14 protein-coding genes are annotated in these 15209 nt (G+C 68.7%); 8 read left to right on the forward strand and 6 right to left on the reverse strand.

All coding sequences use genetic code 11. The features are described 5' to 3' along the window. Positions 1-16 precede the first annotated feature (16 nt). From ppsR to hemC, 5 genes are all read left to right on the forward strand, one after another. Positions 17-1447 carry a transcriptional regulator PpsR gene (gene ppsR / locus AAFN86_RS04260; RefSeq protein WP_347541980.1) on the forward strand — a complete coding sequence of 477 codons (1431 nt, stop codon included), beginning with the start codon at positions 17-19 and terminating at the stop codon, positions 1445-1447. A 7-nt stretch (positions 1448-1454) separates the two neighbouring features. Next, positions 1455-2372: a chlorophyll synthase ChlG gene (gene chlG, locus AAFN86_RS04265; RefSeq protein ID WP_347541981.1), complete on the forward strand. Its 918-nt coding sequence runs from the start codon at positions 1455-1457 to the stop codon at positions 2370-2372. Further along, positions 2369-3700, forward strand: a complete 1332-nt coding sequence (locus tag AAFN86_RS04270) for a BCD family MFS transporter (RefSeq protein ID WP_347541982.1) — start codon at positions 2369-2371, stop codon at positions 3698-3700. Before chlG ends, AAFN86_RS04270 begins: the two co-directional genes overlap by 4 nt. A gap of 12 nt (positions 3701-3712) precedes the next feature. After that, entirely contained in the window at positions 3713-4918 is a 1206-nt protein-coding gene (locus AAFN86_RS04275) for a geranylgeranyl diphosphate reductase (protein ID WP_347541983.1), read from the forward strand. A 110-nt stretch (positions 4919-5028) separates the two neighbouring features. Further along, the gene (gene hemC / locus AAFN86_RS04280) at positions 5029-5997 is read left to right on the forward strand and encodes a hydroxymethylbilane synthase (RefSeq protein WP_347542386.1); all 969 of its coding nucleotides are present in this window, start codon (positions 5029-5031) and stop codon (positions 5995-5997) included. A 367-nt stretch (positions 5998-6364) separates the two neighbouring features. On the opposite strand, the gene ispH is transcribed toward hemC, so the two are convergent. The 3 genes from ispH to AAFN86_RS04295 all read right to left on the reverse strand — a co-directional run bounded on the left by ispH (position 6365) and on the right by AAFN86_RS04295 (position 8216). After that, entirely contained in the window at positions 6365-7321 is a 957-nt protein-coding gene (ispH, locus tag AAFN86_RS04285; protein ID WP_347542387.1) for a 4-hydroxy-3-methylbut-2-enyl diphosphate reductase, read from the reverse strand. A gap of 39 nt (positions 7322-7360) precedes the next feature. Then, positions 7361-7792, reverse strand: a complete 432-nt coding sequence (locus AAFN86_RS04290) for a hypothetical protein (protein WP_347541984.1) — start codon at positions 7790-7792, stop codon at positions 7361-7363. A gap of 118 nt (positions 7793-7910) precedes the next feature. Further along, positions 7911-8216, reverse strand: coding sequence for a hypothetical protein (locus AAFN86_RS04295; protein WP_347541985.1), 306 nt, complete (start codon positions 8214-8216; stop codon positions 7911-7913). A 54-nt stretch (positions 8217-8270) separates the two neighbouring features. Here AAFN86_RS04295 and AAFN86_RS04300 point away from each other — a divergent pair, with 54 nt between their 5' ends. Together AAFN86_RS04300 and AAFN86_RS04305 are read left to right on the forward strand one after the other, a co-directional pair. Continuing rightward, entirely contained in the window at positions 8271-8666 is a 396-nt protein-coding gene (locus tag AAFN86_RS04300; protein ID WP_347541986.1) for a cytochrome c family protein, read from the forward strand. 278 nt (positions 8667-8944) lie between these two features. Continuing rightward, positions 8945-9418, forward strand: a complete 474-nt coding sequence (locus tag AAFN86_RS04305; protein WP_347541987.1) for a TspO/MBR family protein — start codon at positions 8945-8947, stop codon at positions 9416-9418. Positions 9419-9564: 146 nt separating this feature from the next. On the opposite strand, the gene gyrB is transcribed toward AAFN86_RS04305, so the two are convergent. Both gyrB and recF read right to left on the reverse strand, forming a co-directional pair. Beyond that, positions 9565-11994, reverse strand: coding sequence for a DNA topoisomerase (ATP-hydrolyzing) subunit B (gene gyrB, locus AAFN86_RS04310; protein ID WP_347541988.1), 2430 nt, complete (start codon positions 11992-11994; stop codon positions 9565-9567). A 66-nt stretch (positions 11995-12060) separates the two neighbouring features. Next, positions 12061-13200, reverse strand: a complete 1140-nt coding sequence (gene recF / locus AAFN86_RS04315) for a DNA replication/repair protein RecF (protein WP_347541989.1) — start codon at positions 13198-13200, stop codon at positions 12061-12063. Between recF and AAFN86_RS04320 the strand changes: the two genes are divergently transcribed. Then, positions 13193-13654 carry a DUF3592 domain-containing protein gene (locus tag AAFN86_RS04320; protein ID WP_347541991.1) on the forward strand — a complete coding sequence of 154 codons (462 nt, stop codon included), beginning with the start codon at positions 13193-13195 and terminating at the stop codon, positions 13652-13654. The genes recF and AAFN86_RS04320 overlap by 8 nt on opposite strands. Before the next feature lie 5 nt (positions 13655-13659). Here the strand turns inward: AAFN86_RS04320 and dnaN are convergent, their stop codons facing one another. Continuing rightward, positions 13660-14790, reverse strand: coding sequence for a DNA polymerase III subunit beta (dnaN, locus tag AAFN86_RS04325; protein ID WP_347541992.1), 1131 nt, complete (start codon positions 14788-14790; stop codon positions 13660-13662). Positions 14791-15209: the final 419 nt, after the last annotated feature.

The following is a 15209-nucleotide window of genomic DNA, read 5'->3' on the forward strand; positions in this document are numbered from 1 at the left end:
AAGGACGGGTCGCAGCGTGAAGTCGTTCAAGACTCCGAAGGCCGCTCTGGGCCATCTCGACGCGGAGGCGGTGGCGAGCCTCGTCGCTGCCGCCGCGGATGTTTCGCTCGTGCTTGACGCGGCAGGGATCATCCGGGACGTGGCCTTCAGCAGCGACGACCTGCTGGCCGAATTCGGCCAGAGCGAAAGCTGGATCGGCCGGCCCTGGATCGACACGGTTGCCCGGGACAGCCGGCCGAAAGTGCAGGAGATGCTGCGCGCGCCACAGGATCCGGCCCGGCCGCGCTGGCGCCACATCAACCAGCTTGGCGCCGGCGGGGCCTCGGTCCCCATCCTTTGTGCCTGCGGCACGCTGGACAGGCCCGGCGGCATCGTCGTCTTCGGGCGGGATCTGCGGCCGGTCTCTCAGCTTCAGCAGCGTCTCGTCGAGGTTCAGCAATCCGTCGAGCGCGGCTATTCCCAGCTGCGCCAGGCGGAAACCCGCTACCGCCTGCTGTTCCAGACCTCCGAGGATGCGGTGCTGATCGTCGAGGGCGACAGCGGCAAGGTGCTGGAAGCGAACCCGGCGGCGCAGCGGCTGTTCGGCGCCGCCGCGCGCCGCCTGATGGGCCGTCCGGCCGCCGATTCATTCGCCATCGACAGCCGCGAGGACGTGCAGGCCATGCTGGCCTCGCTGCGCGGCCTGGGGCGGGCCGAGGAGATCGAGGTCCGGCTCGCCGAAGGCGAAGCGCCGATCCGCGCCACCGGCACCACGCTGCGCCACGACAACGGCCTGCTGTTCCTGCTCCGCCTGACGCCGGCATCTCTGAACGGCCATCCCGCGGCCATGCCGGATGGCCGGCGCAACCTGCTGCGTTTCGCCGAGAACGCGCCCGACGCCCTTGTCGTCACCGACGCGGACGGCGCCATCCTGACCGCCAACGCCGCCTTCCTCGAGATGGCCCAGCTGACGTCGGAGGACCAGCTCCGTGGCGAGACGCTGGACCGTTGGCTTGGCCGGCAGGGGCTCGAGGCGGATGTGCTGCTCAGCAACCTGCGCAACCGCGGTTCAGTCAGGCTTTATGCGACGACCCTGCGTGGCCGACTGGGCACCGCGCTGGATGTCGAGATCTCCGCCGTCTCGGTCATGGAAGGCAGCAAGCGCCGCTACGGCTTCGCCATCCGCGATGTCAGCGCGCGGCTCCGGCCCGCCCCGAATGGCGCCGCCGTGCCCGGGCGGTCGGTACAGGAACTGACCGAGCTGATCGGCCGCGTCCCACTGAAGGACCTGGTGCGCGAGGCGGCCGACGCCATCGAGCGCCTGTGCATCGAGGCCGCGCTGGAGATCACCGGCGACAACCGCGCCTCGGCCGCCGAGATGCTCGGCCTCAGTCGCCAGAGCCTGTACGTGAAACTTCACCGCTTCGGCCTCGGCGACCTCGATGCCGACCCGAAGGACCCAGGGTAGAAACCGCATGGCGCGCCCGACACAGTCTCCGGCCGCGCCTGCTTCCGCATCGTCGTCCTGGCCGGCGGCCCTGGCCGTGCTGGAACTGCTGAAGCCGATTACCTGGTTTCCACCCATGTGGGCCTTCGCCTGCGGCGTCGTCGCCTCGGGCGCGGCATTGGCGCAGGCCTGGCCCATGGCCGTGCTGGGCATCGTGCTCGCGGGGCCCATCGTCTGCGGCATGAGCCAGGCGGTGAATGACTGGTTCGACCGCCATGTCGATGCGGTGAACGAGCCGCAACGCCCGATCCCCTCGGGCCGCCTGCCGGGCCGCACCGGCCTGTGGGTCGCGATCGGCTGGACCGGATTGTCGGTCGGGGTCGGGTCGCTGCTGGGCCCGTGGGGCTTTGCCGGGACGCTGCTGGGCGTCGCCCTGGCCTGGGCCTACAGCGCACCACCCCTGCGGCTGAAGCGTGACGGCTGGACCGGCAGTGCGGCCTGCGCGCTGTCCTATGAGACGCTGCCCTGGATCACCGCGGCGGCGGTGCTGTCGGGCGGTGCGCCGGATGCGCGGCTGGTGCTCGTCGCCCTGCTGTATGGGGTTGGCGCGCACGGCATCATGACGCTCAACGACTTCAAGTCGATCGAGGGTGACCGTCGCTTCGGCATCATGTCCCTGCCGGTTCGCCTGGGCGCGGATCGCGCCGCGCGGCTGGCCTGCGCGGTGATGGCGCTGCCGCAACTGGGCGTGGCCGCGCTGCTGCTGGCCTGGGGCGCGCCTTGGCACGGTGCGGCGATCGCAGTTTCCCTGCTGGTGCAGCTGGTGTGCATGCGGCGGCTGCTGCGCGACCCACGCGGGCTCGCCCCCTGGTACAATGGCACCGGCGTCAGCCTGTATGTGTTGGGCATGATGGTCAGCGCAACCGCGCTGCGGGGCCTGCCATGATGCAGGGTGCGGCTTTTGGCTGGTTCGGCATTGTCAGGCTCGGGCTGGTGCAGACCGCGCTCGGCGCGGTGGTGGTGCTCACGACCAGCGTGTTGAACCGCCTGATGGTGGTGGAATTCGCCCTTCCGGCAATACTGTCGGGACTGCTGGTGGGTCTCTACTATGCGATGCAGATGCTGCGTCCGCGGATGGGGCACGGGTCCGATGTCGGTGGGCGGCGCACGCCCTGGATCATCGGCGGCATGGCGACCCTGTGCCTCGGCGCCGTCCTGGCGGCCATTGCCACCGGGATGATGGATGGGCCGCTGCTGCCGGCGCTTGCACTGGCGATCCCCGCATTCCTGCTGGTGGGTGCAGGTGTCAGTGCGGCTGGCACGGCGCTGCTGGTGTTGCTCGCGGCGCGGGTCGCGCCGGCACGCAAGGCCGCCGCGGCCTCCATCGTGTGGATCATGATGATCGCAGGCTTCGTGGTGACCACGGCAGTCGCTGGTCGCACGCTTGATCCCTATTCGGCGGAGCGTCTTCTGGCGGTGACGGCTTGCGTCGCCGTGCTGGCCTTCTTGCTCGCCCTGGTCGCCGTGGTCGGGCTTGAAGGACACGCGCGTCCCACCATCGATCCGCGCCGGCAGCCGGACGGTGCCTTTCGTGCCGCCTTCGCCGAGGTCTGGGCCGAGCCGGAAGCGCGCCACTTCACCCTGTTCGTCTTCGTCGCGATGCTAGCCTACAGCGCGCAGGACCTGGTGCTGGAACCCTTCGCCGGCAGCGTCTTCGGCATGACGCTCGGCCAGACCACGCAGCTCGCTTCCATCCAGCATGGCGGTGTGCTGGCGGGGATGGTGCTCCTTGCCGCGATCGGGCGCTTCACCCAGGGGCGGCTTTCGGCGTTGCGGTCCTGGATCCAACTGGGCTGCGCCGCGGCCGCGTCGGTGCTGCTGCTGCTGAGCGTCGTGGGCATGGTCGCGACCGCGGTATCCCTGCAACTGCTGTACGCGGCGCTTGGCCTGGCCAACGGAATTTTCGCCGCGGCCGCGATCGCCGCGATGATGCAGCTTGCCGCGCGCGGCACGCCCGGGCGCGACGGCGTGCGCATGGGCATGTTCGGGGCCGCCCAGGCCGTGGCATTCGGGCTTGGCGGGCTGGCCGGAACCATCCTGCTCGATGTCGGCAGGCTGATCTCCGGCGGCGTGCTGGGCGGCTACGCCACTGTTTTCCTGGTCGATGCCGGCCTGTTCCTGGCCGCCGCCATCATGGCCCAACGCATCGGCCTGGTTGGCGAGCAAGGCGTCCATCGTCTGCCCGCCGCAGGGCCCACCCCGCGCGTTGGATGAGGGAACCGCAGCATGGACCACGCCATCGAGGCGTTCGACGTGGTGGTGGTGGGCGGCGGCCCGGCCGGCGCCACCGCCGCCGATGATCTGGTGCGGCAGGGACGAACCGTTCTGCTGCTCGACAAGGCCGGGCGCATCAAGCCCTGTGGCGGCGCCATCCCGCCGCGCCTGATCCGGGATTTCGATATTCCAGCCGATCTCATCGTCGCGCGCATCACCTCGGCCCGCATGGTCGCGCCATCCGACCGGGCGGTGGACATGCCCATCGACAAGGGCGGCTTCGTCGCGATGGTCGATCGCGACATCTTCGACGAATGGCTGCGTGCGCGCGCCGCTTCCCATGGTGCGGACCGCCGCACCGGCGCCTTCGAAGGGATCGAGCGCGACGCCGATGGCACCGCCATCGTCGTCTATCGGCCGAAGGCTGCGCCGGAAGACGCTCCGCCCGTTCGCATCCGCGCCCGCTGCGTGATTGGCGCCGATGGCGCGCGCAGCGCCGTGGGCCGGCAGGCGGTCAAGGGAGCCGCGCGCGTGCGCTGCGTCTTCGCCTACCACGAGATCCTACGCGCCCCGCAAGGCGAAGCGCCACGCTATGACGGGCAGCGATGCGACGTGTACTACCAGGGCACGCTCTCGCCGGATTTCTATGCCTGGATCTTCCCCCATGGCGACACGGTCAGCGTGGGCACCGGCAGCGCCCGGAAGGGCTTCTCGCTGCGCGGGTCCGTCGCCGCCCTGCGCGGCGCGACCGGCCTCGACCAGGTGGAGACCATCCGCCGCGAAGGCGCGCCCATCCCGCTCAAGCCGCTGCGCCGGTGGGACAATGGGCGCGACGTGATCCTCGCCGGCGATGCCGCGGGCGTCGTCGCTCCGGCCTCGGGCGAGGGTATCTACTACGCCATGCTGTGCGGCCGGCTGGTGGCCGAGGCCGCGGACGCCTTCTGCCGGACCGGTGATGCGCGCGTGCTGCGCCAGGCGCGTCGACGCTTCATGCGCCTGCATGGCCGCGCCTTCTGGATCCTCGGGATCATGCAGTACTTCTGGTACGCCTCGGATCGCCGGCGGGAACGCTTCGTGTCGATCTGCCAGGACGCCGATGTCCAGCGCCTGACCTGGCAATCCTACATGAACAAGGAGCTCGAGCGGCGCGATCCGCTCGCGCATCTGCGCATCTTCTTCAAGGACCTCGCGCATCTCTTTGGCCTCGCCAGGGCCTGAGGCGGCGCGCCCATGCATGCGGGAGCAACCGGATGATCGCCTTTCCTGCCGGTATCGGACACGATGCGGACGTCGCCGCACGCACCCTGCGCGCTCCGGTGGATGGTGCGATGGTCCGGCCCCACCACCCGAGCCTGCCGCTGCGCATCGGCACGCGCGGGTCACCGCTCGCGCTGTGGCAGACACGCGACTTCCTTGGGCTGATCACGCGCTTCTGCCCCCTGCTGCGCAATGCGAAGGCCTTCGAGGAACACACCATCCTGACCTCCGGCGACCGCATCCAGGACCGGCCGCTGGCCGACATCGGCGGCAAGGGACTTTTCGCCAAGGAGATTCACGAGGCCCTGCTCGATCGACGGATCGACTTCGCCGTGCACTCGCTTAAAGACCTCGAAACCGCCTTGCCGTCGGGCATCGCGCTCGCATGCACGCTGAAGCGGGAGGATCCCCGCGATGCGCTGATCCTGGGCCCCGGGATCGAGACGCCCTGCGATCCGGCGCACCCCTTCGACTGCCTGCCGCATGGATCGGTCGTGGCCACGTCATCGGTGCGGCGCCAGTCGCAGCTGCTGCATGCCCGGCCCGACCTGCGGACGACGATCATCAGGGGCAATGTTCAGACGCGGCTCGCGAAGATCCAGGATGGCGTGGCCGCGGCGACGCTGCTCGCCTTCGCCGGCCTCAAGCGGCTCGGGCTCGCGCATGAAGCCGATATCGTGCTGGATGAATCCGCCATGCTGCCGGCCGCCTGCCAGGGCATTGTCGGCATCACGGTCCGCGAGGATGACCTGGCGCTGCGCGAGCTTCTCGCCGCCATCGAGGACCCGGAAGCACGCGCGGTCTCGCGGGCGGAGCGGGCGCTGCTCGCCGCGCTGGATGGGTCCTGCCGTACGCCGATCGGTGGCCGCGCCATCGCGCTGCCCGATGGCGGGCTGGCCGTGACCGGGCTGCTGGCGCGCGTGGATGGCAGCTTCCTGCTGCGCCGGCGCATCGAGGGACGCCAGGTCGATGCGGCCGCGCTGGGGCAGGCGCTCGGCGACAGCCTGCGGCGCGATGCGCCGGCCGACATTCTCTGCTGAGTCCGGTCAGGGTCGCATCAAGGCGCCGACAACCCCGCGGCGACGCCGCACCGTACACCGCCCGGCTGCAACCAGGCGGCGGCATGTTTCCCGGCCACCCGCCTGCCGGTCATCCGGTATCATACCAGCGGCCGAATTCTTCGACCGTTGGTATCGGACGCCGGGTGCAAACCTCCGATTCACCTGGCTTTCGCCGGACTACCGGCAGGCCGCCTTCGCGGCCTCGGCACGTGTCAATGACTCGTGCCGTTGGTATCACAGCGGGGGCGTGGCTCCGGCGTGACGCCGCGCAGGCCGTGGGTTCGCATCGGGTGTTCGGCTGTCGGGCAAAGCGGAAGCCGGCAGCCGCGATCGGCCGCCGCCGGTTTTAGAGCAAGGCCGCAGGGAGCCGAAAGCGCACATCCTCGACGATCCCCGGTTGTTCCTCGACCGTCAGATCGGCCCAGCGCGACAGCGCGGCCACCACCCCCTGAACGAGCGATTCGGGCGCCGAGGCGCCGGCCGTGACACCGACCGTCGCGGCACGCTCGAACCATTCGGGGCGCAGCGCCGTGGCGTCGGCGACCAGATGGGTGGGCACGCCGCAGTCGAGACCGATCTCGCGCAACCTGTTCGAATTCGAGCTGTTGGCCGCGCCCACCACGATCAGCACATCGACCTCGGCGGCTAGCGCGCGCAGCGCCGCCTGGCGGTTCTGCGTCGCGTAGCAGATGTCGCGCGTCTCGGGCCCGACCACGTCGGCGAAGCGCGCGCGGATCGCCGCGATCGTCGCGCGCGTGTCGTCCACCGACAGCGTCGTCTGCGTCACGAAGGCAACCGGCGTGTCGCGCGGCAGATCGAGCCGCGCCACGTCGAGCACGTCGCTCACGACAAGCACGCGGCCGGTGATCTGACCCAGCGAGCCGATCACCTCCGGATGCCCGGCATGGCCGATCAGCAGGACCACGCGCCCTTCGGCAGCATAGCGCCGCCCTTCAAGATGCACGCGCGACACCAGCGGGCAGGTGGCGTCGATCACCGGCAGGCCGCGCCGGGCGGCCTCCTGCTCGACGCTGCGCGGGACGCCATGGGCACTGAAGATGGTGACGGTGCCATCGGGCACCGCATCCAGCTCCTCGACAAAGACCGCGCCACGGCGCGCCAGCGATTCCACGACATGGCGATTGTGCACGATCTCATGTCGGACATGCACGCCGGGACCATGCCGATCCAGGGCCATGTCGACGATGGCGATGGCACGCTGCACGCCGGCGCAGAAGCCACGAGGCTGCGCAAGCAAGACGCGCAGGCGAGTCCTGGCCTCGCCAGCCAGAGGCCGCCACATCACCAGTCCCGCATCGGCGCCTGTCATGTCAACCGAACACTACAGCGACAACGCGAATGGCCGGCCGGCAGACAGTCGGGCCGGGCCGGTGACATCGCGGCGCTGGACCTCGTCAGCGAGAACCCGACGAAGCATGGTGATCTGGTTGTCGGGCAGGCTGGCCAGCCACAGGCGCGTGAAACTGGCATCGTGGACCGGATCGAGCACGCGCCGCGGTAGACCGATCGCGTCCGCATGCGCCCGGATCTCGGTCGCGCAGCGCGGGCTGTCCGCGGCGACAGACCTCAGTTTGCGCTCATCCGTCGCGATGCTCGCGACGAAGGCGTCGAGTTCGGCATGGGCGCGGTCGAGCGATTCCGCGTGTCGCGACGCGGTGGCCTCCTCGAGCGCAGCCTTCAGGGATTCATAGGCGGTGCGATAGCCGCTCCTGCTCATGCCGGCCGTCCTCCTGCTGTACAGCCCGGTGGGCACCCTGCGTCCGGGGCATGTCCCTTCGCGTGGTATCGAGCCGCAAACAACCCTGAATGTCAATTAAAGATGACACTCAAAACGCGATGGAGTTGACATTCAGCAATTGCTGCCAAGACTCCTACAGGTCGGGGGAAACAGGGGCAGCGGCGTGGCGGTTCGTCGCGCTGATGCGGCAATGGAGATCCGCGAGATGAGCCAGCAGCGCAGCGCCGAGCGAGATCACGATCCAGGTCCAAGGGGCGCCCGTCAGTGCAGCACGCAGGGCAAGCGCAAGCATCATCCCCGGCAGGACCAGCATGGTGATCGCCTTGCCGGTGAGTCCGCGCCCCGTGCGCCACCGATACAGGCCCAGCACGGCTGTCTCGAGAACCAGGCACAGGATCACCAAGTCGGCGACACGTCCGGACTGGATGAGATCGGCCAAGACCATCGTTCCCTTGTTCAACGTTCCTCCATACCCACGCGGAGACATCATCTCATGCGAAATTTTGTCCTGGCCGCCGTCTTCGGCCTGGCCCCCAGCCTTGTCACCATGGCCCATGCACAGGATGCGGGCGATGCGGAGGCCGGCCGGCGGGTATTCAACCAATGCCGTGCCTGCCACACCATCGAACAGGGCGCGCGCAACGGCGTCGGGCCGAACCTGTTCGGTATCGTCGGTCGGCGCGCGGCGTCGATCGAATCCTTCCGGTATTCGGAGAACATGCGCGAGCTCGGCACGGCCGGGCATGTCTGGACGGTCGAGAACCTTCGCCCCTACGTCACCAATCCGAAGGACATCGTGCCGCGCGGCATCATGTCGTTCCCGGGTCTGCGCGATCAGACCCAGGTGACCAACCTGCTGGCCTTCCTCCAGACACAGCGGGCACAGTAAGGTTACGACCAAAGCAGATCCCGATCAGGTGGAATCACCTGATCGGGCGAAGATACTCGAAAGAGCGGAAGGCTAGAGCCGCTGCCGTGAGCCAAGGTGAACGGGAGCGGCTCTGAAGCGTGATCGGTTCACATTCGTTCACCCATCACGCTCTGACCTATTGTTTGATCGCGTGATTCAGACCTCCGGTGCATGCGCACCTGGGGCCATCACGCTCCGGGCGCGGTGCTGACGGTACATCCGCAACCACCCTGCCGCGCTGGTGGCAGGAGAATGGAATGGACATGCTTGGACTGCTTGGGTTCTTCGCCGCGGCTTTCGTCGTGGCGAGTTCCGGTGCGTTGTTCCGGCCGGGCCCTTGGTATGCCGCGCTTCGCAAGCCGGCCTGGTGCCCGCCGAACTGGCTGTTCGCCCCAGCCTGGTCGGTGCTCTATGTCCTGATCGCGATTGCCGGATGGCTGGTCTGGCGCGATGTGGGCTTCGCCGCCGCCGCGCCCGCCTTCATCGTCTACGCCCTGCAACTCGTACTGAATGCCGGCTGGTCAGGAATCTTCTTCGGCATGAGGCGCATGGACCTCGCCTTGTATGAGCTGATGCTGCTCTGGCTGTCCATTGCCGCGACCATCGTCGCATTCTCGGCCCATCACCTTGGTGCCGCGCTGCTCATGACACCCTATCTCGCCTGGGTGACGTTCGCCGGCGTGCTGAACTACACGATGATGCGGCTGAATCCGCGCGAATCACACACCTGACGTCGCCGGTCCCGGCGCTCGCCCGACGCCGCGCATCATCGACCCGATGACGTCGAACCCGTCAGCCACCGGCCATCATCCCGCCGGTGTGGACATTCCCGGGCCGACGCGGCTGGAACAGCGGCGCCGGAGCGCCCGGCGCGCACCTACACGTCCAGATTCGCCACCTTCAGCGCATTGCCGACAATGAAGTCGCGCCGCGGCTCGACCAGGTCACCCATCAGCGTCGAGAAGACCTGCTCGGCATCCTCGACATCCTGCACCCGCACCTTCAACAGCGTGCGCGCCGCAGGGTCGAGCGTGGTCTTCCACAGCTGGTCCGGATTCATCTCGCCCAAGCCCTTGAAGCGCTGGATGGCGAGGCCCTTGCGACCCTCCGCGATCAGCCGCTCGAAGGCCTGCATCGGACCATGCGCCTTGTGTTCGTTCGCGCCCAGCAGCAGCGCCGCGGGCCCGGCGGCGAAGTCGCGCGCCAAGCGGTCGCGACGTTCGTCCAGCCAGCGCGCCTCCGCGCTGCGTAGCGCCGTGGCGTCCAGCGTGTGGCGTTCGGCCACGCCGCGCACGGTGCGCGCCAGCGTCAGCCCTGCCTCGCCGCTGGTGGCAACCCAGCCCCGTTCATTCGCCGGCGCCAGTTCGTTGAGCCGAACGGCCAGCGCCTGGGCCGCGGCGGTGGCGCGTTCGGCATCCATGGTCAGCGCACCGGTCACGGCGGCCTGTTCCACAATGTCGGCGGGCACCACGCCGGACAGGCGGCGGATGCGCGATGTCGCCTGACGGTGGAATTCCTGTTCGGCGCGCAGGTCCTGCGCCGTCAGCAGCCGCCCGTCGAAGAAGCGCAGGGATGCGCCGGACAGCGCCTTCTCGATCAGGAAGTCCTCGAGCGCGCGGTCGTCCTTGAGGTAGCGCTCCTCATTGCCGCGCTTGGCCCGATACAGCGGCGGCTGCGCGATATACAGGTGCCCGCGCGTGATCAGTTCCGGCATCTGCCGGAAGAAGAAGGTCAGCAGCAGCGTGCGGATATGCGACCCGTCCACATCGGCGTCGGTCATGATGACGATGCGGTGGTATCGCAGCTTGCCGGGGTCGAAGCCGCCTTCGCTGATCTCGCCTCGGCCGATGCCGGTGCCCAGGGCCGTGATCAGCGTGCCGATCTCGGCACTGCCGAGCATCTTGTCGAAGCGCGCGCGCTCGACATTCAGGATCTTGCCTTTCAGCGGCAGGATCGCCTGGAAGGCGCGGTCGCGCCCCTGCTTGGCGGACCCGCCGGCGGAATCACCCTCGACGAGGAACAATTCGCACTTGGTCGGGTCGCGCTCCTGGCAGTCGGCGAGCTTGCCGGGCAGCGAGGAGACGTCCAGCACGCCCTTGCGACGCGTGAGCTCGCGCGCCTTGCGCGCCGCCTCGCGTGCGGCCGCCGCGTCCAGGATCTTGCCGGCGACTTCCTTGGCTTCCTTCGGATGCGTCTCGAACCAATGGGTCAGCGCGTCGGCAACGGCCATCTGCACGATCGGCTGCACTTCCGAGGAGACGAGCTTCTCCTTGGTCTGGCTGCTGAACTTGGGATCCGGCACCTTGACCGACAGCACGGCGGTCAGGCCCTCGCGCATATCCTCGCCGGCCAGGGTCAGCTTGTCCTTCTTCGTGGACAACCCGTCCGCCACCTTGCCCATCACGCGCGTCAGCGCCTGGCGGAAACCGGCCAGATGCGTGCCGCCATCGCGCTGCGGGATGTTGTTGGTGAAGCACAGCATCGTCTCGTGGTAGCTGTCGTTCCAGCGCACCGCGATCTCGACGCGGATGCCGTCCTGTTCCTTCGACATCACGCTGATCGGCTGGGCGAAGACGGGTGTCTTGCCTTTGTCGAGCCATTCGACGAAGGCGACCAGGCCGCCATCGAATTTGAAGACGGTCTCCTGCACCTCGGCGTGGCGTTCGTCGCGCAGCGTGATGCCCAGGCCGGAGTTCAGGAACGCCAGTTCGCGCAGCCGGCGTTCCAGCACCGCGAAGTCGAATTCGGTCTTGGTGAAGGTCAGGGCCGACGGCTTGAAGGTGACTTCGGTGCCGGTGTGTCGATCGGACGGGCCGATCACCTCGCATGGCACGACGGTGTCGCCGTGCTCGAAGCGCAGCCGGTGCTCCTTGCCTTCGCGCCAGATGCGCACTTCCATCCACTCGGACAGCGCGTTCACCACCGCCGCGCCCACGCCATGAAGGCCGCCCGAAACCTTGTAGGAATTCTGGTTGAACTTGCCGCCGGCATGCAGGCGCGTCAGCACGACCTCGGCCGCGGAGATGCCTTCCTCGGCATGGATATCGGTCGGGATGCCGCGACCGTCATCGCGCACGGTGACAGAACCGTCGCCATTCAGTGTGACGTGGCAGGATGTGGCGAAGCCGGCCTGTGCTTCATCGACGGCGTTGTCGATGATCTCGAAGGCCATGTGGTGCAGGCCGGAACCATCATCGGTGTCGCCGATATACATCCCCGGCCGCTTGCGCACGGCTTCGAGGCCCCGAAGGACGGTAATCGAGGCACTGTCGTAGGCGTCTTGATCGGGACGCGCGGGCTCGCTCATGCGGCGCGCTAGCTCCTGCTCTGAAGGGGGTCGTAACCGTACTGTCCATATAGGGTTTTTTCCCCCTCAGCGCGACCCGGTTTCGGCCTCGGGCACGAGTATTCCGGGGGTGGCGCGGAAGCGGTCGGCGATACCCTGGAGCGGGCGGAAAACCTCGGAATCCGTGCCGGTGAGGAAGGATTGCGCCGGCAGGGTCACCAGCGCGGCGAACAGCGCCTCCCGCCGGGCTTGATCCAGATGCGCAGCGACCTCGTCGAGCAGCAGCAGCGGGGCGAAGCCGCGCGCCTCGGCGATCAGCGCGGCGTGCGCCAGGACGGTCGAGATCAGCAGCGCCTTCTGCTCGCCGGTCGAGCACATTTCGGCAGGCTGATCCTTGGGCAGATGGATCAGGGCCATGTCCGCGCGATGCGCGCCACGGGCCGCGCCGCCGGCTGCCGCGTCGCGCCGGCGGCCCTCGGCCAGGGCGGCACGCAGGGCGTCTTCCACGGCCAGGGCGGGCTGCTCGGCCAGGGCGGCGCCGATCGGGCAGACCAGGTCCATCCGCGCCGCCGGGAAGGCCCCCGTGGCCGTGCCCGCGGCCATCACGGCATTGAGCCGTGCGACCAGGCCGCGCCGAGCCGCGGTCGCGGCAACCGCGTGGCGTGCCATGGCGTCCTCCAGCCCCGCCAGCCACGCCGGATCGGCGCGCCCGCCGGCCAGCAGGCGGTTGCGCTGGGACATGGCGTTGTCATGCGCCGCGACCTCCCGCGCATGGGTCGGTTCCAGCGCCCAGACCAGGCGGTCAAGGAAGCGGCGACGGCCGGAAGCGCTTTCCTGGAACAGCCGGTCCATCTGCGGCGTCAGCCAAACGATGGCGATGCGGTCGGCAAGGTCGGCCTGGGCGCGCACGGGTTGGCCATCCAGGCGGAAGACACGACGTTCCGAGGTGCCATCGGGGTCCGCGCCGGTGCCGATGTCGTAGGTGCCATGCGGTGTCTGGAACCGCCCGGCGGCCGCCCAGGAACGGGCCTGACCATCGGTGCGGCGCCCATATTCGCTCATGCGGGCACCCCGCAGGCCACGCCCGGGGCCGAGCAGGGAGATCGCCTCGAGCAGGTTGGTCTTGCCGGCGCCATTCTCGCCGGCGATGGCGATGATGGGCGCGTTGAACGGCGCCTCCAGCACCTGCCACGAGCGGAAGTCTTGCAGCAGGAGCCGCGTGAGCAACAGACTGGGCGGGCCGGAGGGACGCACGGGCGAGGGGATACCAGCCACGCCGGATCCCTGGAATGGCTTTGCTGCGGGATGGGCGATGACGGCGCTACAAGTGGCGGGCGTGGTGATTACCGCCTTCATGGCTTGGTGGAACGCGACGCTGATCCGCAGCGCGCGCCGTCAGCGGCGCTGGCTGCGGGCCGAGGCGCGCATTCTTCAGGAGACGCGATGGACGCGACGCTGCCGGTTTCGCTTCACGGCGGCGAATGGCGATGAGGTGACGGCGTCCTGCGGGATCGATCCAGATGGCGTGCGACCCGTCCCGGGTGAAACCCTGGCCGTCATCTACGACCCGGACTGCCCGGCACGATGCGAGGCCGCCATGACCCAGGGCACCATTGCCGGCCTTCGCCTCATGGGCTTCGCCGCCATGGCCGGCGGTATTGCCCTGCTAGTCTGGGGATGATCCCGTCACACCCGCATCGGCATCAGCACGAACAACGCCTCAGGCTTCGCCTCGTCACGCACGATGGTCGGCGCGGCGCCGTCGGCGAACAGGAATTCCATCTTCTCGCCGATCTGCGCGGTGATGTCGGACAGATACCGCGCCTGGAAGCCGATCTCGAGCGGGCTGCTCTCGTAGCTGACGATATCGCTGTCCAGTTCCTCCTGCGCCTGGCCCTGGTCGGGGCTGGCGGCGGACAGCAGCAGGTTGTTGCGCGAGATGGACAGCTTCACCGGCCGCGAGCGTTCCGACGAAATCGCCGCGACGCGCGCCACCGCTTCCTCGAAATCCTTCTTCGGCACCGTCAGCTTCTTGTCGTTGCCACGCGGGATCACGCGCTCGTATTCCGGGAAGGTGCCGTCGATCAGCTTCGAGGTCAGCGAGACGGTGCCAAGGCCGAAGCGGATCTTGGTGTCCGACAGGCGGATCTCGATCTCGTCCTGCGTCTCGTCGGCCAGCTTGCGGACCTCGTTCACCGTCTTGCGCGGCACGATCACGCCAGGCATGCCCTTGGCACCATCAGGCAACGGTTCCTCGACGCGCGCCAGGCGGTGGCCATCGGTCGCCACCGCGCGCAACACCGGCGTGCCCTCGGATTCCGCGGCATGCAGGTAGATGCCGTTGAGGTAGTAGCGGGTTTCCTCGGTGCTGATGGCGAAGCGCGTGCGGTCGATCAGGTCGCGCAGCACGCCCGCCTTGATCGAGAACTTCGTCGGCAACTTGCCTTCCGTCATCGACGGAAAATCGTCCACCGGCAGAACCGACAGCGCGGTGTTGAACTTGCCTGCCCGCAGCGTCAGCGGCCCGTCGCCGCCGCCATGGTCAAGCTCGACCCGCGCGCCCTCTGGCAGCTTGCGGACGATCTCATAGAGCGTCGCGGCCGGGGCGGTCGTGCGGCCGCCACGCGGCACCGTCACGCCTGCCACCTCCTCGACCACAGCGATTTCCATATCGGTGGCCGTCAGCGTCAAAGTGCCCTCGGTCTTGGCATCCAGCAGCACATTGGCGAGGATCGGAATGGTGTTGCGGCGCTCGACCACGCTCTGCACATGCGCCAGAGCCTTGAGCAGCACCGCCCTGTCCACCGTAAACTTCATCGCAGCCCGACGCCCCGATCCTTGGGGCGGCCACCGCTGGGCCCGGCAAGGGCCGGGTGCAGGGCCGCCAATGTCCCCCTGTCCCGGCGGCCCCCGGCCAGGGCCGAATCGGCCCACAAGGCCGGATACCGAGGGGCCGGCACCATATCAGCGCGATTCGGGCGGGGAAAGGCGGGAAAGCGGAGTGGGCGCGGGATACGAAGGCATTGAAGCCAACGGGGGCGGATTGAAAGGGTGCGCGCGGCAGTTCCGGGGGGACTGGAGACGGGCTTTGCCCCTCTCCAGACCTCACCCCACCAAAGGCCAGTGGGCCTTTGGAAACCGTCACCTGATGGCGAACTGAACAGGCGCTGCGAGGATACGATGGCCGCTTGGGGGCACGATCCCCGCATTCATTCCCAACACCGCGGTCCAGGGGG

Origin of the sequence: Roseomonas sp. CAU 1739, from assembly GCF_039839775.1 — a bacterium.
Taxonomy (GTDB): Bacteria; Pseudomonadota; Alphaproteobacteria; order Acetobacterales; family Acetobacteraceae; genus Neoroseomonas.

Coding starts and splice junctions, on each gene's coding strand:
- chlG (WP_347541981.1), top strand. CDS start 1,455: ATGGCGCGCCCGACACAGTCTCCGGCCGCGCCTGCTTCCGCATCGTCG.
- AAFN86_RS04270 (WP_347541982.1), top strand. CDS start 2,369: ATGATGCAGGGTGCGGCTTTTGGCTGGTTCGGCATTGTCAGGCTCGGG.
- AAFN86_RS04275 (WP_347541983.1), top strand. CDS start 3,713: ATGGACCACGCCATCGAGGCGTTCGACGTGGTGGTGGTGGGCGGCGGC.
- hemC (WP_347542386.1), top strand. CDS start 5,029: ATGGTCCGGCCCCACCACCCGAGCCTGCCGCTGCGCATCGGCACGCGC.
- ispH (WP_347542387.1), bottom strand. CDS start 7,321: ATGTGGCGGCCTCTGGCTGGCGAGGCCAGGACTCGCCTGCGCGTCTTG.
- AAFN86_RS04300 (WP_347541986.1), top strand. CDS start 8,271: ATGCGAAATTTTGTCCTGGCCGCCGTCTTCGGCCTGGCCCCCAGCCTT.
- AAFN86_RS04305 (WP_347541987.1), top strand. CDS start 8,945: ATGGACATGCTTGGACTGCTTGGGTTCTTCGCCGCGGCTTTCGTCGTG.
- gyrB (WP_347541988.1), bottom strand. CDS start 11,994: ATGAGCGAGCCCGCGCGTCCCGATCAAGACGCCTACGACAGTGCCTCG.
- dnaN (WP_347541992.1), bottom strand. CDS start 14,790: ATGAAGTTTACGGTGGACAGGGCGGTGCTGCTCAAGGCTCTGGCGCAT.